This window comes from Pelosinus sp. UFO1 (assembly GCF_000725345.1).
In the GTDB taxonomy this organism is placed as follows: Bacteria; Bacillota; Negativicutes; order DSM-13327; family DSM-13327; genus Pelosinus.
The window spans coordinates 1,313,710-1,336,703 of sequence record NZ_CP008852.1 but is presented as its reverse complement, the minus strand read 5'-3'; the positions used below and the strand labels follow the sequence as shown (position 1 = coordinate 1,336,703).

The following is a 22,994-nucleotide window of genomic DNA, read 5'->3' as shown; positions in this document are numbered from 1 at the left end:
TCAAGGGAAGTGTCACTATTACCAGTGATACGTTTCACCTTTATATCATCAAATTTATTCCCTGTGCTATTCTGCTACCAAATTCACTATCTAGCCTCATAAAATGTTCAATCATTCTTCTTTGAATAGGCTCATACGCTTGATTTAAACTTTCTACAATATTGGAAACCAGATGTTTCCTTTCCAGCGCAGTCATAGTTCGATATCTAAGCCTAGCTTGATAATAATTGTCGCGTGCTATTTCCTGCCGAGTTATACTGCCTGAAACAAATTCCTGATCGGGTTGCCCTTTCTTAGGTGCCTCCATAGGCATCCCACCACCTAATGTATTTGGTAAGTAGTTGGCAATACCTTCGTTATACATAGTTTGCATGGCTCCATCTTGCATCATATTTGCTATCGATTTTCTAGGCATATTTGTTGGAAGTTGTAAATAATTGACCCCTATACGGTATCTTTGGGTATCTCCATAAGGAAAAATACGGCCTTGTAGAATTCTATCATTCGAAAAATCGATGCCCGGTACAATAGCCGCCGGTGAAAAGGCTGACTGCTCGACTTCAACAAAAAAATTCCCTGGATTCTTATTTAACACCATTCTACCTACTGGCATTAATGGAAATAAGTCTTCCGGCCAAATTTTTGTAGAGTCCAATGGATCAAACGCTTGCTCACATTCATCTTCAAGGCTCATTATTTGTACACGCATCTCAAATTCAACAGTATGCCCTGCCGCAATGGCATCGAATAAATCTCTGCTTGCTACGTCAGGGTCCATGCCTGCAAGTTGAACTGCTGTCTTGCTGTCTATGTATTCAACACCTTCACAAGGTTCCCAGTGATACTTAACATATACCGCTTCCCCACACAAATTAACCCACTTATATGTGTTAACTCCGTACCCTGGAATTGTTCTATAGCTTTTGACAGTCCCATTATCTGCAAACAAGTAGGTAAGAAAATTCATTGACTCTGGCCTTAACGACATGAAGTCCCAAAAACGGCTAGCTGCTATCGGCCCTCCCCGGACATTCGTAACCGGATCTGGCTTTAAGGCATGAAACAAATCAGGAAACTGAAGAGGATCTCGAATCGGAAACACTGGAATATGGTTGCCAACAAGATCGTAATTACCTTCTTCTGTATAAAATTTTACAGCAAATCCTCTGATATCCCGCACTGTGTCTGCGCCACCGACAGAGCTGCCTGCTACCGAAAATCTAACAAAAACAGGTGTTTTCTTTTCAGGATCTTGTAGAAAATTTGCCTTGGTCAATGAAGCCATTGATTGATAGGGTACAAAAAAACCAAAAGCTCCGGCTCCTTTAGCATGTACTACTCTTTCAGGAATTCTCTCCCTGTCAAAATGTGAAATCTTTTCGAGGAAAACTATATCCTCAAGTACTATTGGTCCCCTTTCACCTACACTTAATGAATTTTGATCATCAGTAACAGGAGCTCCCTGATTGCTGGTAAGATAGCGTTTCGGCATAATCCATCTCCTCCTTAAATGATAAATCCTATTATGATTTATATTAATTTAAGGATTACTTATGAATAGATTGAAACACCGGCGAAATTAATGATGACTTAGGAGAGCTTCACTCTGCACATGTCTTTACTTTCATAAATGAACAAAGACATGAACAAATGAATAGAAATCGATTTGTTTTTTATTTTTACATAAAATTAACTGCGGGGTCTAATTTAGTTTTCAAACTAAATTAGACCCCGCAGTTGCTATCTTAACTTAATGGATTTGTTGCTTTTATGGACATGACACCATTGTCATTTAAAAACTGTTTCTCATTGGAATTAAATTTGAATATATTTTTTTTATTCACTAGTGCCGTTTTTATACTCGCTTAGTTTTTCGTTGAGCTGTTTTGCTTGTTCTTGACCGTCAATATACATCATTGCAAAAGCTGCTCCCTTCACAATTAAAATTACAATGATATACATTATTATAAGATTACTATCTATATTAGGACTAATTAAATACAGCCATAGTACTACCATTATATTTGCTAGTGTAGAACAAATAATAAATACGATTAATTGCGCTTTTTTCCCTAAATCAAGATTATTTACAAACGCAAATTTGAAAAGTGTATATGCTGATGCTATTACGATAATTTGCCATAGCAGTGTGGCTTTAACTGTCTCTATAGAGTTAAGTCCCAAAAATATAGCAGCAATCATCATCAAACATCCACTAGCTTTAAAAGTATCCGCCATGAAATGTTTTAAATATTGACTTAATCTCATTAATAAAACCTCCCTATAATCCTAATTTCTTTCTGAATACAGGAACATATTGCCGGGAAATAACTACTCTTTCTCCATTCTGAAGTAACGCTTCAAATTTTCCATAAAAAACTGGCCTTATAGAGTCTATTTTTGTAATATTAAGGATTGTTGATTTTGATGCTCTAAAAAAATCCCAGTTCTCATATGCCTTTTCAATCTCATAAAGCTTTAGCCTTGATTCAAAAACCTTTTCTTGACAATATATAAATACTTTATTGTCAACTGATTCAAAATAAAATACATCTTTAGGATTGATAATATGCAGTTGCAAATCTGTGATTCCTACTAGCTTTTTGGAAGCTGATTTAATGGAATCGATAAGCTGCAGTAATGAATCATCAACTTCGTTACATCTTATAATTATCTCTGGCTCAATTCCATCAGGTATATTTTCAATGGTAATTTTTATCTTGACCACCCCCTCTTCCTATTTCTAGTATATGTTAATAAATTACTCCATTCAATACACCCACAAGTAAGCTGTAATATTAGGAAGATAAGCTGTAATGTTGAAAAGATATCCTTGTAAAGAGCAACCATTTTCCACACTCTAAATTCTTTCATTTACCTCTATGCTTACTCAAAAAAAAATAATCACCGCCGATGCTACCGGGGTGATTATTCCAACTACTGTATTCACCTATTTACTTAAGGCCTTCAGCAAATAATCGATAGTGCCTTAACATGATATCGATGCCACCTGGTCATGACTTAATAACAAGCCATACTTATTCCACATAATTATATAATGACTTCCTTTTGCGGAACCGCCCCTTGATATCGATTAAAGTATTCTTGACCTATTTTTTGAAAAACTTCTAAACCCTCTAAGAATTTGAAACCGATTTCTGTAAGAAAATATTCTACTTTTAAAGGATAACCTAGGTACGTAATTTTCTCAACAATTCCACACTCAATTAATTCACTCAAGTGCTGTATTAACATCTTTTGGTTTATGCCTTGAATATCTTTATTAAGTGTAGAGAGTTGTTGCTTTCCTAGGCGTAGTCTCCAAATTATGATCGGTTTCCATTTCCCAGAAATCATATCAAGTGTTAATTCTAAAGGACAAGTAAATTCGCTTCGTATTTTCAATATTTATCCTCCCGCCTAACTTAGCCTGTGCTACAATTAATGAAAATCCCAAGATGGTTTATCTTAGTTATTATAAATTGCTTTTAATGTATATTGAGCTAATATATGCCCATCCATAGCTTTATATAGCTCATTCACATAAAAACCCTTATGTAAGTCTAGTGTAGTATCTAATGCAAACACATGTATTTCATAATTGTGAGGTTTGTCCGGAGGAGTCGGTCCCCCATATTTTGCGGCTTCATATCTATCTAATGGTTGGGGAAGTAAAGTACTAGACCAGCTATTTGTCCCTTGGATAAAATCTTTTGCGTCTATGCTTGCATTTTCCTCTAGTGAATCCTTAGTTAAGTTGGCAACAGACCAATGCAGCCATGAAAATCCTACAACCGGAATCGCATCCTTATCTTCCATGATTATAGCAAACGTCTTAGTGTCTTTAGGATATTCCTTTATTGCTAATGGTATTGAATGAGTTGGCATGCCTTTTGAAAATTGTGCTCCATATTTCCCATACTTTTTATCAATTATACCATTAATAACACCACTACTAGTAACGATCATATTTTTTTCAACTCCTCTTTCTCTTTCAATTGATTTTGCTGATAATATTGAGCTGGAAGTATACATTATAAAAACAGTAATTAGAATAAATAGTAATAGATGTCGTTTTATTAACATTAAGCAATCTCCCTATAACAATTAGTGAAATTCGATTTTACTGACTTACTCTCATAGACGAAGTGTTTGTAGTAAAATAAAAATCCTTCACTGTCTATAGGGCCGATAAAGAAACATTCACTTTATCAATTAAGTTACCTACTGTTTTCTCTACATCTTTCATCTTAATCCCTCCTTATTAATTTTCCTGCCTTGGATTTATTACTTATGGTACCATTTCAAAGTTAAGTAGTAAATTACACACTTTTTTGTGGGTATTTTGGGGGCCTAATCAGCAGTACAGTTTTTGACTACTACCTTTTCTATTTTATTATCTTGATTACAGCCAAGCCACATCTAATGGATTACGGTCAACCAGCCTTTTATATTTATATTTGGGATAACCAACCATAACTGCTCCTGTTATCACTTTATCTTCGGGGATTTTGAACAATTCTATCAAAGGGTCATGGTTTGCAAATATGCACATTTCGAAGAGTCCCGCCCAGCAAGAACCCAATCCAAGAGCCGTTGCAAAAAGTTCAAGGTAAGCAAGAGAAAAAATCGTATTCTCTCGTCCATTGTTAAAATTCTTTTGCGCAGTTGCTAAAATTAAAGGAGCATGATTACGTAAAACAGTATCTACACCTTTTTCCCTATAGTTACGAACATGATATGGAAAGCTCCAATGGGATGTGGTTTCCTTTTTCAATTCTTCTTCCATCCACTCAATCGTAATCTCAGTAGCCCTTTGAATGATTTTCTTATCCTCAACAATAATATAGGACACCCCTTGCTTATTACTGGCTGTGGGAGCGAATCGAGCGATTTCAACTAACTTTAGTAGTTGTTCTCTTGGAATCGCAGTATCCTTATAGCAGCGAATTGATCTACGTGACCTAAGAAATTGTTGAGCAGTTTTTTCATTTATAACTGGAAATTCTAATAAATCAGACTGATTTGCTAAAGGTGCTCTGCTACTATCAATTGCCATATGAGGACACACAGCAACACAGTGTCCACAACCATTACAGGCTTGTGGTACTATTGCTTCTGGACCATTTTCCCCCATTCCCAAAGCTTTCGCTGGACATACTTCTGCACAAATTCCACATTGAATACATAAGTCTTTATTTACTGTAATTAGCTCCATTATTATCTCCCTATTATTTTTATTGATTTTTCTCTTCTAAATGAAATGAATTAAGTAAAGGGGCTGTCTCAAAATGAAATTTTAAGACAGCCCCTTTTACTTACTATTCCTTTTATTCGTCACCTTTCATAGCAACTCCGTCAACTATGGTGTGAGCTACATCGTTTTTGGACCAACTTTCTACAGAATGTCCACTAACGATCCGTTTATTATAATTAGTGGGATTATGATCGATCACAGCATATTGAGAGCCGTTATTGCTATTACTAATCATTACAGTTTCAAGATCTGCATTGATATGATAAGAATTAGTAATGACTCCGTCGATGGCGGTGTTAACTACATCATCCTTGACCGAACTTTCCACAATATGTCCACCAACTACCCGTTTATTATAGTTAGCGGGATTATGATCAGTTACGGCGTATTGAGTTCCATTCTTGCTGCTATTATTCATTACTACTGTTTCAAGATCTGCATTAATGGGATGGGAATAAGCGGCAACTCCATCTATTGTAGTGTGGACTACATTATTTTTGACCCAACCTTCCACAGTATGTACACCGACTACCTGTTTATCATAGATAGTAGGGTTATGGTCAATCATTGCATATTGAGAACCATTTTTCCCATTACTAGTCGTTACAGTTTCAATACCTGGCTTTATTGGATTTATTTCTGGGATAATTTGATTAGCTGAAGCAATCCCAGCTGCCATCATATTCATTCCTACTAACGCTGCTACAAAAGTTTTTTTCATTTTCTTTTCCTCCAAGATTTATATTAATTTCAGTGATTTATTCTTTCGGTTTTTCTTTTCCCGAATCACTTCTTATGGTATAATCTTAAATCATAAGGTATTTTTTGGCAAGTAGGTACTTATTTGTTTTATAGTACCTTTTAATATACCGTCAATAATTAAATTAGCCCCTTGAATGAAACTGCGAGGAGTGAGTATAATGACCATTACGTATAAGAACGCAGAATACAGGTGCTCCATGGACTTAACACTGGGCCTCATTGGTGGAAAATGGAAATCAATGATATTATGGTATATTGGTGAAAAGACAATACGATTTAGCGATCTCAGGCGATCATTGCCTCAGATTACACAAAAAATGTTAACTCAGCAACTTAGGCAGCTAGAAGAAAACGGATTAGTGAATCGATTAATCTATACTCAAATACCACCTAAAGTGGAGTATTCTCTTACAGAGGCTGGTAAAAGTCTTTTACCCATTTTGTCCACCCTCTGCCAATGGGGGCTCAACCATGCAAATGAAGTTGAGTCTACTAAACAAAAGACCAACTGTAACTGTCACGCAATAACATAAGAAAAGACTTGGCTTGTGCCAAGTCCTCGGACACGCAGGCAGAAGCCTTAGTCGTTCTTACTTGGAATCAAGAAAGTGTTATACTTTCTGATTCCGTAAAAAATCGTAAAGTACTCTCGCCTTTTTGGTAAGGGTACTTTACGATCTTTTAAACTTCTTCCAACACACTTCCACGGCATGCTATGTTACCTAATCGATAGATGATGTTATCACTATCTAATTAAAGGCTAAACTAATTGAGGAGATCTCTACTATGATTGTTCAATTTAGAGTTATGATGCTTCAATCGACACCGATGCCGTCATATTCCAACGCATCCGTTCATCCATTTGGAGAGGCTCAATGAATACCGCGTAGGTCATGTCACCGCGTTTTTTCTCACCAAAGGGCCTGATTCGCGTTACCTTTCCAGGAAGCTCCAGCCCAGGAATCGCATCAAAGGTAATTTTCACCTCGGCCCCCTCCTTGATGCGGGCAATATTAATCTCCGTCAAATCCGTAGTTTTAATTTGCCATTTTGATAAATCTGCTAACTGAATATTATCATTATCTGTTATTTCTACGTTTTCATCACGTTTAGCCGGATCAATCGAAACAAATTCACCTACTTTAAGATCTATCGATGCTATAGTACCGCTAAAAGGCGCCCGAAGTTCTGTAAGTACGATACTTTCCTGTGTACCATGCAATTTTGCTTTAGCAGCAGCTACATCCGCCGCTGTCACTGCAATATCTTCCGATCTTGAACCGGCTTTCGCCATGTCGAGGTCAGCCTCCGCCTGCCGCAATTCGGCCATTGATTTTAGATAGGCTGTCTTGTCCTTATCCAACTGCTGCCCTGAAACAGCGCCCTGCTCAAAAAGTCGCTTGGTTCGCTCAAAGTTTGCTTTTGCTTCTTCACTCGAAGCACGATTCTGTTCCATTACTGCCTGCTTCATCGTTACTTCCTGTGGCCTAAGCCCGGCGTTAGTTTTGCTATGACTTGCCTGAGCCTTAGCCAATTCCGCTAGATCACTTTGTGATTTGGCTTGAAGCTCCCGGCTATCCAACCGAACCAGAACTTGCCCTGCTTCTACTTTGTCTCCCTCAGCCACAAGAATCTCCGATATAATACCACTTACCGAGAAACTGAGCACCGAATATTTTACCGGAATCACTTTTCCTTCTGCTACTACCTTATTGCTCGCCTTTACTGGCGGCAGTATAGGCTGCTGTGTTGGCGTACTTTCCCGGTGAAAAGCATAATATCCGCCACCAGCCAATAAGATAATAACTATTAAAACGACTGCTGTCCATTTTTTACCTTTGCTATTTAAATTCATTATAAATCCCCTTTGCAATTCATTATTCATAAGCCAAGACCTCCCGTATACTTAACCGAGAAGCATTCCAAGCCGGTAAAAAGCTGGCAACAGCAGCTAAAACAATTACAATGATGAGCCATAATATAGCACCGCCAACAGAAAAAGTAAAACTAAAGGGCGCATGCATAAAAGCATTTCCTAGCATATTGCTGAATAGTTTACTAATCGGTAACGCGATAATCATCGCCAATCCCCAGCTCAATATCCCAATCAGTACACCTTCAATGATAAATATTCTTCGTACCGCCCAATTGGATGCGCCAATTGACCTCATGATTCCAATCTCACGGGTACGTTCAAGTACATTAATACTCATCGTTCCCATCAACCCTAAACCGCCCACAATAGCAAGCATCAAAGCCATCACGAGTAAGAATATAATAATTACATTAAATTGAGACTGGATTTGCGCCTTTAAATCCGACATCGTCTGTATACGACTTACTGGCATGCCGGAATCTTTAAAATGCTTTTCCAGGGTTTTAGAGATTTGCATCTGAACATCAGGATCGCGACTTTCTGTAACTGCAAAGACGTTAATACCTTGCCCCGGTTTACCTACTACATTTGAAAAATAGGAGTAATTGGCATACACAAAAGGTCCGGCCATAACACCTCTGACAATTCCCACTACTGTCCAGTAGGTTTTTTGCTTATCAGACTTACTCAGTTTAATCGCCAATCGGTCGCCTACCTTAACATTTGGATGATCCTTCAAAACCTCAGTATTAATAACAATTCCGCTTTCATCCTCAGGTACAAGCCAACGCCCTTGCAGCACAATCGGTTTAAGCATTTTGGTCCCACTTGGCGGCGCCATGATTACAATCTCAGTACTTTCGCTCTCCCTGCCATCACTTTTCAATAATCTCGCACCGTCAAAGCTCCAACTTTCCGCCTTTGACACGCCTGGTACATTCATCGCCGTTTGTTCGAGTTGTTCTACTCTAGACCAATTCTTAACATCAATTTCTATATCATATTTAAAATAATCCAATGCATCATCAAGTGTTAGCATCATAGAATCGCGCACGCTGAATATGGAGATAAAAATTACCCCGCTGACAGTTAGGGTAATCAGAGTAAGTGCCAAGCGCCCTTTACGGCGAAATGTATTCCTCAGGGATAAAAGAACTGGACGAGACACACCTTTCATCCGTCTGGTAATTCGATCAATCATCCCTGTACCAAAACCGCCTGCACTGCCTACACCATAAGAATTAATAGCTTCCCGCACGGTAATCCTGGCCCCTCTAACAACTGGGAGTATTGCAGCCAGTAATGGGATAAGTAAACCGGTAGCCACTTCCGCAGCTAATACAGGATAAGAAATGGCAAGACCTGAAATATCAAAATTTATGTAACTGGCAATAAATTTCGATACAACTCCCGCTGCTAAAATCCCCAAAGGCACAGCTATCATCAATGCCAATAGGCTATAAATAATCACATACATGAGATACATTTTGATAATCTGCTTCGTGGAAGCGCCGATCGCCTTCATGACTCCAATTTGCCTGACTTGCTGCGTTAAAAGTGAAGAGATGGTATTTACCAGCAAAAACCCGCTTAATATCAATGACAATATCCCCATTGCGCCGAGGGTCATCAATAACGCATCGATCATGGATTGAGCCGGATGCTCACCCGGCTTATTTTTATACATCCAGAAAACCTTACGTCCACTTTTCTCAATTTTTTCCCATACCTTTTGTCCAACTTGAGCAATATATTCTTCCGAAGGGGGATCCCCATCAACCGTGATGTTGACGGTATCTAGTTCCCATTTCAATCCTAAGGCATCTAACGTCTCAAGAGTGATATATCCATAGATTCTGCCTGAAAAGGCGGTGGGATTCTGGTTAATATCATGAACGACTCCTGCAATACGCAGGCTGCGTTTTTTACCATCCGAACTCTCTACCTCCACCTCGTCACCCACGTTGGCCTTTATATCACTCAATCCGCTCCGTTCAATCAGCATCTGTTTTTCTGGCGGTGGCCAGGAACCACTAATCAGTTTCAGCTTATTAATTTGGATATCCTTATAATCAGGGATTACAGCCATCTCTAGCTTTTGCCATTTATCAGGCCCCACCTTTACGCGCATAGATAGTGTCCGCTGTCCTTGCGCTCCTGAAACTCCCTTTACCTTACGAATGGATTCTAAAAACTCCTCTTTAAATGAGCTGGAATAAATGGTTGCCATAGCCGGATTCACAGCTTTATAACTACTGCTTAAATCCCGTAATATAATCTCATAAGTGCCTGCTACCATGCCGATGGCAAAAACACCTACTGCTATCGATAATACTACCAACAGCGTGCGAATCTTATTATTCAATAGGTCACGGAGCACCTTGAGCCACCGCACGCCAATCATCATGACGGATTTCCTCCTACTGTGGACGCCTGATTAACAATTTTATGATCTGCAGTTTGATTCACTATCTCACCATCTGCAACTGTAATCGACCGCCCAACACGTCTCTCTATGTCGCTGTCATGTGTAACCATTAAAATTGTTTTCCCACGTCCAACCAACTCATCAAATAACGTAAAAACAGCATCCGCTGTTTTAGAGTCTAAATTTCCCGTTGGTTCATCGGCTACGATAATCGGTGGGTCATTCGCCAACGCACGTACAATCGCTACCCGCTGTTGCTGACCGCCAGAAAGCTCAGTAGGCAATTTATGCGCCTGACCAGTCATTTCAACCATTGCTAACAATGACATCGCCCTTTCTTGCCGTTCACTAGGTCTATACATATTGCAGAAATCCATCGGCAGCATAATATTTTCTAAAACGGATAAGGTCGGCAGCAATTGAAAAAACTGAAATACAATGCCGATATTGCGCCCACGCCACACTGCCATTTGGTTTTCTTGCATTTTATGCACGGCCGTACCATTTATCATTACTTCACCTGCAGTAGGTCGATCGACACCTGTAATCATATTAAGAATTGTCGATTTCCCACTACCCGACTTACCAATAATCGCCAGGAATTCCCCTGCATTGACTTGTAAATCAACACCTCTGAGTGCCGTAAAATCCCCTGCATCAGTGTGATATATCTTCTCAACTTGACGCAATTCGATTAAATGATTATTATCCAGGTAATCTTCTACCAACACGCTTTCATTTACCGATTTATCGGCTTTATGTAAAAAACTAAAATATTTCTTATACATTAATAACCTCACGCCCATTTTTTTACAATCATACCATCCATTGAGTCTATATTCAACCCGCCCTTAGATTGCGTGCTAAAATTCATCCCTTACACAAACAATAAAAAGCCGCCCACAAAAAGGAGTTACACTCTTCTTGTGGGCGTTCAACTTTCTTTAATGATGTTGAACTGCTCTAAGATTCCCATCCAGGGCAGCTCACTGCCGCTAATCACATAATCGGTTGTCTAATAATAGTTTTCCAGTTTTCTGCTTTACCTCGCCTAGTGTCACTAAGGTAAATTTCATGGTGTTTTCCTCTCATCTGATATTGATTGTCCAAAATAAATGTATGAAGTTTTTGAACGGTTGGCCCTTCCTCTGAAAAAGGTCCAATATGTAATATCTGTGCGGCTTTTCCCTCGTCATATGTAGCAAAGCTAATTTTATCAGCAGCATTTAGTTTTTTTTCCCGCCTTACTTTTTCAACTGCCTCGAGAAAGTTCTCATGGGTTATGTGAGATGGCTGCATAATCATTAGCTTCCATTTCCAGTTATCTTTATCTTCCACACTGAATTTTCCCATATCGTCGCACCACCACAGACCTTCTAAAGGCATTACTCCATAGTCTATACTAGCTGATTTTTTAATCATGAATTTCAAGGTATAGGAAACGCTAAACAACGCTTCCACGGCATTTTGAAATTCAAGTGATTCATTTGGATTTCCTTTTCCCTCAATCATTAGAAATCTCATAGCCGGAACCTCTATGACTGAACATGCTTTAGACGATGCTTTGTATAATTCTTTTAGTTCTTTTTTATAATCAGCCTTTTCTCCCATGTAATTATCTCCTTCAAAATTATCTTGCCTCAACCTGACATAATTAGTTTCTATGATAGCCTTTTATACTACAAAAGATCCCCATTATTAAAGCTGTTACGAGGGAAAAAGCAATCGATACAGATAACACAGATAGTAAGTAGATATTATACTTAGCAACTGCCAATACATATTTTAGGGTTTCAATTCCATATAACGATGCACCTATATTAAATAGTACAACCACTAATAAAGTAACGATCAGCCCTGATTTCGCATTATCTATATCCGCCCTACTTAACGCGATATGTGAGGACGTACATATTGTTAATACTAAGAATAACCAGAAACTTGGAGAACTTATGCTTCCATTGCTTACTATTCCTTTGTACACTATCATGATGGAGTGCCCTGACCATTTTATAAAGTCTACTATGTTGTTACTCCCTACAGGAGCTGATACTATGTACATCTGCAATGCTTTGAAGGTATTAGGCTCTAGCATGTACATAAAGAATAATATGGCTGCTGTACCACTAAATATCGGCCCAATGCTTATGAAAAAATTCCCACTTCTTTGATATAGACTATACTTGTTGAAACTATGATTCACATATCCAAGGGTTGAATTATTAGGATTGATATCAAAAAGTTTTATAGAAATAATTTTATGCCCAAATAGTAAACACATTAGAGCATGACCTATTTCATGTATTGGTGTCCCTATACATGCAGTTAACATTATACCCGATTTACCAAAGGCTTTATATGCCCATCCATTTGAAAGCGATTCAATCCAACCTAATAACAAACCTACTGCAATTAATATCCCGAATAAATAAAAAATCTCTGTTACACTTAAAATTAGTACATTCAACAATGTTTGCATTTATGTATTAATACCTATCTCCTATTAGCTATTCTTTATTATCGGTATCCATATTTCACATTTATAATCCTGCGCTGATGGATTTCCAGGAAAATATACTTCAAGTTCAGGTGCATCAGCGTGCTTAAAGCCTGACGTGGGTAACCATTCCTTAAAGATTTTTTCCCATACTGTTTGTATGGCATTTGGCATAGACCCTACTGATGTAAAAACTGCCCAAGTGCCAGCCGGAATTTCTCTGGTTTCAAAACCAGTATCCTGCAAATTATTTATATCTTCTATTGCAATCATATAAGAAAATTGTTCTTTATCATGTTCAAAGTCCATACAAATACCTAGTATATTTTGTCTGTGATCGATTGAACATATTCTCTGACAAGTTCCATCAGAATTACATTTATCCCACAACTCAGGAATTTCTCTTAGTTCTGCCCCTCCCTTTGTGGATACTTTGGACACCTTGCCTATAACCTTGAATGCCTCTTTTTTAACAATTCTGCAATCCATATCTTCATCTCCCTGATTTTAGATTTATTAGGTATTATAATCAACATAGAAATGCTCAGTATAATAAACATTCCTAGGCATAACCATCCAAAACTATTACCCAATTTGCTATATATTGATTTTCCCTGCCCAAGGTCTACCTTGCTCACTAACACAGCTCCGCTGTCATCCTCTACATCGCTATATACCATATTTATAATACGACCTCTACTATCACTTAAGGTTAATAATCCCCACTGTCCAGCTCGTGCTACTGCATAATTCCCTTCAACACCTCGCATAATTGCAACACGCGCATGACTCCAACCATCGTCATGAAAATCCAGTGCAGGAACGAAAACAATATTTACTCCTTGCTTACTATAATCGAGTGCAGGTTGGGTAAAGTCCATATCTTTGCAAATTTCAATGCCCCACTTATCTATGATTCCAAGCGTAGTTCCTGAAGTATACCTGCTTTCAAACGCTGGTAGTAGATGTTTTTTATCATATTCTAAAAGAACTTCTCCTGCTGGAGAAAAGATATAGGCCGAATTGTAAAAATCCCTATCATCTTTTCTAGTTACTCCTACAATTAAGTTAACTTTATTCTTTTGTGCTGTATTAAATAGACGCTGAAAATTATCGTCGTACTTTTCTATCGTAATAATCTTTTCTGGCAGCAAAACAACTTCTGCCCCTGATTGTGCAAGCAAGTCAATCTTTTGAATATAACGTTGAATCGTGTCTGTAACTTGATGTCTATCCCGATTTGCTGCTACGACTGCATATTGTTCTAAATTAGTAGATATCGAAGCAATGCCAACTTTTATACTAGGCCCTTCCAAAGGCGTATGTAAGCGATAAAATCCAAATAAAATCGTGAATAAAAGTAGACTTACTGGAATTAGATTTGTTTTTATGGTTAACCTTCGATTCTGAGGATAATGATAAGCTAAAGCAATACTTGCAGGGATGAGTGCCATTAAAAAAGTAATACCCCAAATACCTGTGATCGATGCAATTTGAACAATGGGAGGGTTAGATATTTGTGTATAAGCTATACTATGTACAGTACCATGGGGAGAATATAGTGACACAATGAATTCCTGTGCAGTTAAACCGCACGCAAAGATAAAGCTTGTATCCCGTCCTTTCCATTTGACGGCAAAATGATGAAAGATAGCAAGTACACTGGCAAATAGAATAGCATTAATAATAATCAAAGGCCAGTAAACGATAAGGGGCAACACCGCATGAGGATTGGATGATCCAAGTAAATATGAAAAAAATCCCGTTAGAAATGTGAAAAAGGATGATCCTTTCAGCGCATAAAGACAAAGGAGTAAAAGAGCAATCCAAGAGAAATACCAATACTCTGTAGACAAATAATATGACAATGAACTAAGCATAATTGTAAAGATACAGCGCGGAAGGCTATATAAACTACTCCAATAAAGATAGCTGTTTATAATATCTTTTGAGCTTCTGCCTAATTGCATAATTCCTTCCTCCAAGATTTTTCTTTTCGTACTACCTCCGCTTCGGTTAATTCTAACTATATACCATATTATCCCTAGAAACAATCCAAAGTAGCATGCATAATACTAGTTTCACATCTGCTGTTTATTTAAATTAGAAAGGTTAAGTTCGGCGAAAAAGCATCTGAATGAAAGAAGAAGGATAAACTCTAGTATCATAGAGTTTATCCTTCTTTTATTATGCCGACTAACCTAACAGAATGGTTGAGAAAATGTTACTTCACTGTAAACCCTGTTTTTGGGCAGGTTCAAAATACGAAGGAATGGCTGATAACCGTTATAGCACAGGTTCGTAGCTTTAGTACAAACTGATTTAAAACACAAATATTGTCTTAATGACTTTCTAGGTTTTCTATGCCCCTCACCTAATTATACTTTGCACTTAACAATTAGATAATCATCATGATGTGAAAAGCCAAGAGTGACATATGCTTTAACTGCTGGAGTATTATCTTTACGAACTGAAAGAGTTGGAATTTTGCCCCTAGCAATAATTCGACGACATAGTTCCGATACAATGGCCTTACCATATCTTTTATTACGTTCCCCCTCCAAAGTGAATACTCCGCCAATTTGATTGATTTTATCAGTAACAGCTTGAATATAGGCCTGTGCAACGATTTTACCGTCAACTATTAGAAAAAGAAATTCTTCCTCCGCATTGCGTTGTTCTATTATTTTCTTTGTTTCTTCAGGAGTATGCTCTTGATGGAATCCTTCCCGATAAGCCCTTCTGATAAATTCCACTGCATCATTATTATTGATTTCACGGGCATCGGAAAAAGTTGTATTTTCTATAGCCAAAGGGCTAAAATGCTTATTTACAAAGTAGCTGCTTTCTTGGTAACTTACTATCTCCTTTTCATTAGAAACGACATCATATAAGGGTTTAATAAACTTTTTCATTCCTATTAGAACTTGGAACTGTCGCATCCTCATAATATCCGCAAAGGACGTAACCACTTCTTTTTCGTCTTCAAATACGGGGATGCAGCTGCCCATATTATAAAAGGGTAATACTCCTATTAATTCTCCTTGAGAAAAATAGCCATAGTAATCACCGCATCTTCTCTGGTCCTTATGATTTTCTAAGCCAAATCCTAACAAATTTCCTATTATAAAAGCCCCTCCAAAACTATCTTTTTGCAAATACTTCATAACTTGGACTCTATCCTGTTCCGTAAGCAATCGTATCATTCTAATACCCTCCTAAATGAATTTATGGCCTAGACCGTTTTTCTTTAAGATTCGGCTAGATGGATAAATTTTGTTGTATTAAAAGGAAATTTCTGTAATATCATATGATATTCCTGCCTAAGATAGAGAAAATATTATTACCTAATCGGACTTTCCAGTTTATTAATTACTTCTATAACATTCTAAGCTAATTGATAAACCTCAAAAGTAGACAGTCAATAATGCTTAAAACCCAGGATACGTATTTACACGCATCCTGGGTTCTTTTAATTTTTACACAGCTTATATCCTTTTAGTACCATTGGGTAATAACATCATTCAATATTCATTGGCGCTTCAAAATAGGCGAGTAATCTAACTCTGTTTTATTATAGTATCAAAATAATTGTTAGCTTGTTTAATATAAATCTCATCAGGGATAAAGCTTTGTTCTAATAATTTATCAGTTTTCTCGGATATTCTCAAATTCGTAACAACCTCTTCTCCAGCCTTTTCTAAAAGTTGTAGATAGTTAAAAATAACAGGTTGTAAATCTTCTATTTGAGCAGTCAGAAGTCCCCCTTGTGTTGCATAAATTTGGCCGATGACTTCGGTATGCATGTTAAGTGCTGCTCTCTCAACCCAATGAGAAATTACTTGAAAGTGAGATCTTTCAGGAAAACCACAATTAGATATCATTACTAGTTTAGGAGATGGTCCTTTTGTACTTTTCAAGTGCCGACATTCTCCTGTTGGGTCTTTTTGAAAATGAGGATCGCCCTTTACTATACTGCGGTCCATAAAGTCTTTTAGAATACCAGAGATATTATCAAAGTAAAGTGGCGTAGCTAAAACAAGAATATCTGCACCTTCTGTAAGCGAAATTATTTCTGCCATATCATCTTTAATTACGCATTGTCCGGGGTTATTGATCCAACAGGAAAAGCATCCTTTACAATGTTTGATCTCCTTTTCTGCTAAATAAACATTTACAGTTTCTGCTCCTGCCGCTTGTGCTCCCTTTAAAAAAGCGGTAACCATGACATTCGTATTACTAGCCTTGCCTCTAGGGCTCCCATTAATAGCTACAATTTTCATCACTTATTCTCCCCTCAATTTATATAGTATGGCTTTTTTAGCCTGGATTCCATTAGAGTCTTAATAAGCTTATTCAGTTTTTGAATATTCTTGATCTATAATTATTAAATACTTTTGAAACCAATCAATTAAAAACTGATAATTATCCAATCCATAACGTAGTGTGGACATTTGGAAGAAGTCCGCTTGTGAAGCAACTAAGGGTTCAATCTTGACCAGATTCTCTTTATACTCCGATAACAACTTTATAAATTGTGTGATTCGACTAACCACTTCTTCCTTGGATAGATGACGATAGAAAAATATCTTGAGCAAATATTCATTTCGAGATTGATGTAGCACAAGTGGTTCTTTAACCCAATCTAAGAAGGTTTGTCTACCTAAATTAAGAATATGATATATGTTTTTGAATTTTCCTTTCTTTATACTTTTTTTTGAAACAATTAGCTTTTGTGCTTCCAAGCGTTTTAGGGCTGGATAAATGCTGCCAAAACTTGCATCGTAAAAATTAGCTGTACTTACATTAATTTTTTGCTTAATATCGTAACCAGTCATTTCTTTATCTAATAAAAATCCTAAGATTATATAATCAATCATATCATTTTACCTTTCTATATCAAGTTGATATATTTACTTCTGATATATATTGTATTGGATAATACTTACATTGTCAATAACTGTATTTTCACGACTATATAACTTTTACTAGTTAATTTTCTAGTGCATTTTCTGCAAAGAAATAAACCTCCGTCAAATCATTGACGAAGGTTAGTCCTATGCATAAACCCCTTACATATAAAGGAAATAACGAAACCTTGGCGTAACTATATACCAACTAGTTCAATTCTTTAAATCTTTGCTACAATATTTATAAAAGCAAAACACGATAACAACTATTAGGAAGTGATTCTAATGACTGTGATTCGCTGGATGTTAAAAACAGGTGACCGTATTGGTATGATTCAAGAAGTAGCCCAGGTTTTTTCTCAGGAAGGAGTAAGCATAAAGTCTATGGAGGTATCAACCGGACAAATTTTTATTAAGTTTCATTTAGATGGTGATCTACTAGATGATAATAATAAAATTGCAGATTCAATCAAAAGGGAACTGTTACATCACAGTGATATCCATGGCATTACGAATATCGCTTTACAGCCTTATGAACAACGCGAAAAAGAATTGCAAACGGTATTGGAATTTGCAAATGATGGTATTATCGGTTTAGACTCAGAAGGGTCAATTCGATATATCAATTCCACTGCTGCACAACTCTTGCGGATCGATAAGTCGACATCCGTAGGGGAAGACATCACCCAAATTATCGGATCAAATTTGCATTTTAATGGACTTCAATTAGGGAAATCCTTTGATAATCAACAAATGTTAATTGCTACACCCCGAGGCCCTCTCCATTATTTATGCTCTGGGCAACCGATACGAGATGAAACTAATCAAATAATTGGATCGGTTGCTACGTTAAAAAGTATGAAATCGGCCAAACAACTTGTTAAATCGATTATGAAAAACCAGAAATTTGAGTTTGATAATATCATCTATGTTAGCTCATCCATGGAACAGCTAATTAAGATTGCCCAAAGGGTAGCAGTAAATGACTGCAGTATTCTAATTGGGGGAGAAAGTGGTACAGGCAAGGAAATGTTCGCTCAAGCCATTCACCATGCTAGTACCCGGTGCCTTAAACCTTTTGTGCCGATCAATTGCGCAGCACTTCCAGAAGCTTTATTAGAAAGCGAATTATTTGGTTATGAAGATGGCTCTTTCAGCGGTGCAAGAAAAGGTGGTAAAAGTGGATTATTTGAAGCAGCTCACAAGGGAACTCTATTTTTTGATGAAATTGGTGAATTGCCACTTGCTTTACAAGGAAAACTGTTACGAGTTCTCCAAGAGGGAGTTGTCCGTCGTGTAGGTGGGACGCAAGAGATACCCATTGACGTACGAATTCTTGCGGCTACTAACAGAAATTTAGAAGAAATGATCCTAAAAAAACAGTTTCGTCAGGATTTATATTACCGTATTAATGTAATCCCCATCCAAATTCCTCCGTTAAGGCAACGCCCTGAGGACATTCCCATACTTTTGCAGCACTTTCATGCTAAGTATTGTGCAGAACTAAACAGGCAATTCGATTTTTCGCCAGCTGCAATTGAATTTTTAGTCCACTATGAATGGCCAGGTAATGTGCGAGAATTACAAAATGTAGTTCTACGTGCCATTCACCTAACTTTGGGTAAAGAAATTGATATCTCAGATCTTTTACTACATAATCAATTAGGTGTTAATGAGACTCGGCCTGATGTAAGGGAAAAAAGCTTGAAACAAGTGATCGACCATACGGAAAGATTGATCTTGGAAAAAGCTTTAAAAAGACATGGAAGTGCCAGGGGAGCAGCCCGTGATATTGGTCTTTCCCATACAGCAGTTTTAACTAAAATTCGTCGTTATGGATTGGAGTACTTACTTAGTAGCAATTTATCAAGAACATCAAAATAATAGCAATTAGAAGGCCAACTTTATATTGGGCTTATCGAGAATATTGGCACTCCCCTTTTTTATCGCTTGATCTAGGTCAAAGATAATATCACTAGGGTCTTCTAAACCCACAGATAATCGAATTAGTCCATCAGTAATACCTGCTTTTAGGCGTTCTTCACGAGGTATGGGTGAATGGGTCATTGAGGCAGGATGTTGAATTAGCGTTTCCGTATCGCCAAGGCTGACTGCCAGTAAGCAAAGTTTAACACTATTCATAATCTTACGTCCGGCTTCAACGCCTCCTTTTACTTCAAAACTTATAATACCGCCAAAGCCTGACATTTGGGATTTGGCTAGCTGATGTCCAGGGTGTCCTGGCAAACCCGGGTAATTTACTTTTTCTACATTGGGATGTCCCGCAAGGAATTTAGCAACCTGCAGAGCATTTTGGCAATGTCTTTCCATCCGGACGCCAAGGGTCTTCAGGCCGCGCAGAGTCAGCCAGGCATTGAAGGGACTGATGCAGCCGCCGGTAACATCTTTTACACCAACAAACCTTACCGCATTGATGAATTCTTTTTTTCCTAAAACAATACCAGCAATAACATCTCCATGACCATTGATATATTTAGTAGCACTATGCACTACTATATCGGCACCTAATTCCAAAGGACGCTGGCAATAAGGAGACATAAATGTATTATCTACCATAAGTTTGACATTGTGCTCGTGGGCCAACTTGGCAGTTGCCGCAATGTCAATAATGGTAAGTGTCGGATTAGACGGAGTCTCAATAAATACTACTTTCGTATTAGGCCGTATGGCTTTACGAATATTTTCTAAATTAGACGCATCAACAAAAGTGACGGCAATCCCAAATTTAGGCATGCTGTGAGATAACAAGGCATGAGTACATCCATATAACGTATCCGATGCTACAATGTGATCACCGTTACCACAAACCGTCCAAAACGAGGCAGCGATTGCCGTCATGCCAGAAGCAACAGCCAGAGCTGCTTCTGCCTTTTCAAGAGCAGCCATTTTTTCTTCAAGAGAATGTTGCGTAGGATTTCCCAGACGGGTGTATATGTAACCATTTTCCTCCAAGGCAAACCGTGCTGCTCCTTGTTCGGCATTCTCAAATACAAAAGTAGACGTTTGATGAATTGGAGTGGCAAGCGCACCGGTAGTCGGATCTGGCGACTGACCAGCATGAATGATTGTAGTATCATAACCAAGATTGTGATGTTTTTCCACAAAAATAACCTCCCATAGTTCTTATTGTTCATTGACTGTAATTTAAATGTGCAATTTCTATGCCAGAAAAAATGTAATACGTACCAGTCTATCCAATAATCCACTCTTACCACTTTTTCAGCACTGCTTACAGTCCAATATCTGCTCAATAGTTATATCAATTGGCAACTTTATTTCCACTTATGGAATGAAAGTTGCCACATTCGGAAATTTTCTTTACACCTTCGAGCCCAGCAAAAACCCGTTGCCCGTCTTAGCTAAAACATATTATCCTCATTTTATCTATCACTAGAGGACACTGAGAAACAAAACAGAATAAAAAAACGAAGGTTTCAGGTGGAGTACTAACTCCATTTGAAACCTTCATCCGTTTAGCTTAACCTTAAGGCTTAGCCGATCATTTATCCTACAGCAACTAATATAGCACCAAGTGCAATAAGGGCGATACCAATTCCGCCTAATGTGCTAATTTTTTCACCGAGAAAAGCTACGGCGATGATTGCAGCAATTACAACACTTAATTTATCTATGGGAGCAACTTGTGATACTTTCCCAACCTTTAGAGCCAAAAAATAGAATAACCATGATAGTGCACCAGCAATCCCACTAAGTGCAATAAAGGAAATCGCCTTTTTATCAGAAATAATTGACGACAATTGCCCCAAATTTCCTTGAACAGCAACTACTGCAACTAAAAAAACAGCCATAATTATGGATCTAATAGCAGTAGCAGCATTTGCATCGATTGATTGTAAGCCAATTTTTCCAAATATCGCAACCAGCGAAGCGGTCAAAGCCGATAGTAGCGCATAAATTAACCAAAGATTTTCCATATATATTCATCCCCTTCATCCTTAAACATTAATCTACTAATCTTAAATGACTTTCTAAAAAAAACAGACTCTTACCAGTCGTCTGGTAAGAGTCATTATCGCATAATGCGAGGCTATAACAGACTCAACGTCTTATTATAAGATTACACTTAAATTATATATTTATTTTGATCTCATGATAGCATATTACTACATTAAAAACCACACTCTTTAGGCTATTTTATCAATATTCCTATACCTTGTGTGATAATTCATTCACACGCCTGATAGAAAAGAAGGAATGTCAGTCTAACATCCCTTCTTTTCTACTTCTGTCCAATGTATGCAAGACCTTCTTATTCTTAAGACAGGCAGATTCATTAACCACTAACAGAAATAAAATATTGATCAAAAATCTCTAACGCTCGAAGTGTAAGGCTTGTGGGATTTTTGTGAGTAATTTTATAGCATATATAGTCCGGAGGCGGATCTGTAAGCCTGTAAATAAAGTAATTCCCAGACTTCAAAGCCGCTTCGGCAACCCACCTGGGAACAATTGCCCATTGCATAGGATCTTGCAGGAGATTAAGGAGCAAGTGTGTGCTATCGAGTTTTATTCTGGAAGGAGAAAGTGGATCCCACCAGTGTTCATGCCAAGTTTGAAATCCTTGCCCCCAAGGCATAAATAACTCATGATTGGGGTCCAACTCCGAAGGAGGGACTATGGTAGATTCCTGCTCACCAGTTGTGGCTGGACGCAGCACTACCATTGGTGTTGTAAAACATTTGGTGACCTGAATATTGGGATGAACCAATTCTCGAAGAACAAAGGCAACATGGATATGTCTTTTTTCAACTTCTGCATAAAGATCAATCGAATGAGATGTACAGATTTCCAGTTTAATTGGTGGATGATGTTTATTTAGAGTACGATATACCTGTGGCAATACAAACGTATTTAGACTGTCAACAGAACCCACCACTAAAGAAAGTTTAGGCCCTTGTGCCTGCAGAATTTTGGCTTCCCGCCAAATGGAACTCCATTGCTCAGCCAACTTGTAAAACTCTTCGCCAGCAAGTGTTAACCGAATTTGTTTTATTCCTTTGCCTCGTTCGATTAAAGTAATACCAAGTTCCTGTTCCAGCACTTTTAATCTTTGACTAACTGTAGTTTGGGCTAAATTTAATTCTCCTGCTGCCTTGCTTAAACTTTGTGAACGTACCACACTAAGGAAAGTCTCAATTCCAAGAGTATACATGATGTACCTCCAAATACCATAAATCCTGCTATTATATAGCCATTTAATTCGTTTTACTATTTAAACATTT

Annotated in this window: 22 protein-coding genes; 2 read left to right on the top strand and 20 right to left on the bottom strand. The window is 37.7% G+C overall.

Annotated features, from left to right (window positions below; genetic code table 11):
* Positions 1 to 40: 40 nt before the first annotated feature.
* The 7 genes from UFO1_RS05975 to UFO1_RS05945 form a co-directional block, all read right to left on the bottom strand.
* Positions 41 to 1,492 (bottom strand): catalase, encoded by a 1,452-nt coding sequence (locus UFO1_RS05975; RefSeq protein ID WP_038669063.1) that lies wholly within the window; start codon positions 1,490 to 1,492, stop codon positions 41 to 43.
* A gap of 344 nt (positions 1,493 to 1,836) precedes the next feature.
* On the bottom strand, positions 1,837 to 2,268 hold the full coding sequence (locus UFO1_RS05970; RefSeq protein ID WP_038669060.1) for a hypothetical protein: 432 nt from the start codon (positions 2,266 to 2,268) through the stop codon (positions 1,837 to 1,839).
* 13 nt (positions 2,269 to 2,281) lie between these two features.
* Positions 2,282 to 2,728: a LytTR family DNA-binding domain-containing protein gene (locus UFO1_RS05965; RefSeq protein ID WP_201771057.1), complete on the bottom strand. Its 447-nt coding sequence runs from the start codon at positions 2,726 to 2,728 to the stop codon at positions 2,282 to 2,284.
* 323 nt (positions 2,729 to 3,051) lie between these two features.
* Positions 3,052 to 3,405: a helix-turn-helix domain-containing protein gene (locus tag UFO1_RS05960; protein WP_038669057.1), complete on the bottom strand. Its 354-nt coding sequence runs from the start codon at positions 3,403 to 3,405 to the stop codon at positions 3,052 to 3,054.
* A 63-nt stretch (positions 3,406 to 3,468) separates the two neighbouring features.
* A complete protein-coding gene (locus tag UFO1_RS05955; RefSeq protein WP_236639336.1) occupies positions 3,469 to 4,086 on the bottom strand; it encodes a YbhB/YbcL family Raf kinase inhibitor-like protein in 618 nt (205 codons plus the stop codon).
* A 319-nt stretch (positions 4,087 to 4,405) separates the two neighbouring features.
* A complete protein-coding gene (locus UFO1_RS05950) occupies positions 4,406 to 5,218 on the bottom strand; it encodes a nitroreductase family protein (RefSeq protein ID WP_038669055.1) in 813 nt (270 codons plus the stop codon).
* Between the two features lie 112 nt (positions 5,219 to 5,330).
* The gene (locus UFO1_RS05945) at positions 5,331 to 5,978 is read right to left on the bottom strand and encodes a hypothetical protein (protein ID WP_038669053.1); all 648 of its coding nucleotides are present in this window, start codon (positions 5,976 to 5,978) and stop codon (positions 5,331 to 5,333) included.
* A 199-nt stretch (positions 5,979 to 6,177) separates the two neighbouring features.
* Between UFO1_RS05945 and UFO1_RS05940 the strand changes: the two genes are divergently transcribed.
* On the top strand, positions 6,178 to 6,552 hold the full coding sequence (locus UFO1_RS05940) for a helix-turn-helix domain-containing protein (RefSeq protein ID WP_038669049.1): 375 nt from the start codon (positions 6,178 to 6,180) through the stop codon (positions 6,550 to 6,552).
* Between the two features lie 272 nt (positions 6,553 to 6,824).
* Here the strand turns inward: UFO1_RS05940 and UFO1_RS05935 are convergent, their stop codons facing one another.
* The 10 genes from UFO1_RS05935 to UFO1_RS05890 form a co-directional block, all read right to left on the bottom strand.
* Entirely contained in the window at positions 6,825 to 7,904 is a 1,080-nt protein-coding gene (locus UFO1_RS05935; protein WP_038669046.1) for an HlyD family secretion protein, read from the bottom strand.
* Complete coding sequence (locus UFO1_RS05930; RefSeq protein WP_038669044.1) at positions 7,897 to 10,302, bottom strand: ABC transporter permease; 2,406 nt, start codon at positions 10,300 to 10,302, stop codon at positions 7,897 to 7,899. The genes UFO1_RS05935 and UFO1_RS05930 overlap by 8 nt, the downstream gene beginning before the upstream one ends.
* Complete coding sequence (locus tag UFO1_RS05925; protein WP_084159784.1) at positions 10,299 to 11,111, bottom strand: ABC transporter ATP-binding protein; 813 nt, start codon at positions 11,109 to 11,111, stop codon at positions 10,299 to 10,301. Before UFO1_RS05925 ends, UFO1_RS05930 begins: the two co-directional genes overlap by 4 nt.
* A gap of 211 nt (positions 11,112 to 11,322) precedes the next feature.
* A complete protein-coding gene (locus UFO1_RS05920; protein WP_038669041.1) occupies positions 11,323 to 11,934 on the bottom strand; it encodes a GyrI-like domain-containing protein in 612 nt (203 codons plus the stop codon).
* A 43-nt stretch (positions 11,935 to 11,977) separates the two neighbouring features.
* Positions 11,978 to 12,802, bottom strand: a complete 825-nt coding sequence (locus UFO1_RS05915) for a hypothetical protein (protein ID WP_038669038.1) — start codon at positions 12,800 to 12,802, stop codon at positions 11,978 to 11,980.
* A 24-nt stretch (positions 12,803 to 12,826) separates the two neighbouring features.
* A complete protein-coding gene (locus UFO1_RS05910; RefSeq protein WP_038669034.1) occupies positions 12,827 to 13,309 on the bottom strand; it encodes a GyrI-like domain-containing protein in 483 nt (160 codons plus the stop codon).
* Positions 13,267 to 14,790 (bottom strand): nitrilase-related carbon-nitrogen hydrolase, encoded by a 1,524-nt coding sequence (locus tag UFO1_RS05905; protein WP_084159783.1) that lies wholly within the window; start codon positions 14,788 to 14,790, stop codon positions 13,267 to 13,269. The genes UFO1_RS05910 and UFO1_RS05905 overlap by 43 nt, the downstream gene beginning before the upstream one ends.
* A gap of 408 nt (positions 14,791 to 15,198) precedes the next feature.
* Positions 15,199 to 16,026, bottom strand: coding sequence for a GNAT family N-acetyltransferase (locus UFO1_RS05900; protein WP_038669032.1), 828 nt, complete (start codon positions 16,024 to 16,026; stop codon positions 15,199 to 15,201).
* 354 nt (positions 16,027 to 16,380) lie between these two features.
* The gene (locus UFO1_RS05895; RefSeq protein ID WP_038669029.1) at positions 16,381 to 17,103 is read right to left on the bottom strand and encodes a flavodoxin family protein; all 723 of its coding nucleotides are present in this window, start codon (positions 17,101 to 17,103) and stop codon (positions 16,381 to 16,383) included.
* A 69-nt stretch (positions 17,104 to 17,172) separates the two neighbouring features.
* Positions 17,173 to 17,700 (bottom strand): PadR family transcriptional regulator, encoded by a 528-nt coding sequence (locus UFO1_RS05890; protein ID WP_051788845.1) that lies wholly within the window; start codon positions 17,698 to 17,700, stop codon positions 17,173 to 17,175.
* A gap of 315 nt (positions 17,701 to 18,015) precedes the next feature.
* Between UFO1_RS05890 and UFO1_RS05885 the strand changes: the two genes are divergently transcribed.
* On the top strand, positions 18,016 to 19,614 hold the full coding sequence (locus UFO1_RS05885) for a sigma 54-interacting transcriptional regulator (protein WP_038669026.1): 1,599 nt from the start codon (positions 18,016 to 18,018) through the stop codon (positions 19,612 to 19,614).
* Positions 19,615 to 19,620: 6 nt separating this feature from the next.
* Here the strand turns inward: UFO1_RS05885 and megL are convergent, their stop codons facing one another.
* The 3 genes from megL to UFO1_RS05870 all read right to left on the bottom strand — a co-directional run bounded on the left by megL (position 19,621) and on the right by UFO1_RS05870 (position 22,924).
* A complete protein-coding gene (megL, locus tag UFO1_RS05880) occupies positions 19,621 to 20,853 on the bottom strand; it encodes a methionine gamma-lyase (protein ID WP_051788844.1) in 1,233 nt (410 codons plus the stop codon).
* 401 nt (positions 20,854 to 21,254) lie between these two features.
* Entirely contained in the window at positions 21,255 to 21,686 is a 432-nt protein-coding gene (locus UFO1_RS05875; RefSeq protein WP_038669023.1) for an EamA family transporter, read from the bottom strand.
* A gap of 359 nt (positions 21,687 to 22,045) precedes the next feature.
* Positions 22,046 to 22,924: a LysR family transcriptional regulator gene (locus UFO1_RS05870; protein WP_038669020.1), complete on the bottom strand. Its 879-nt coding sequence runs from the start codon at positions 22,922 to 22,924 to the stop codon at positions 22,046 to 22,048.
* Positions 22,925 to 22,994 lie beyond the last annotated feature (70 nt).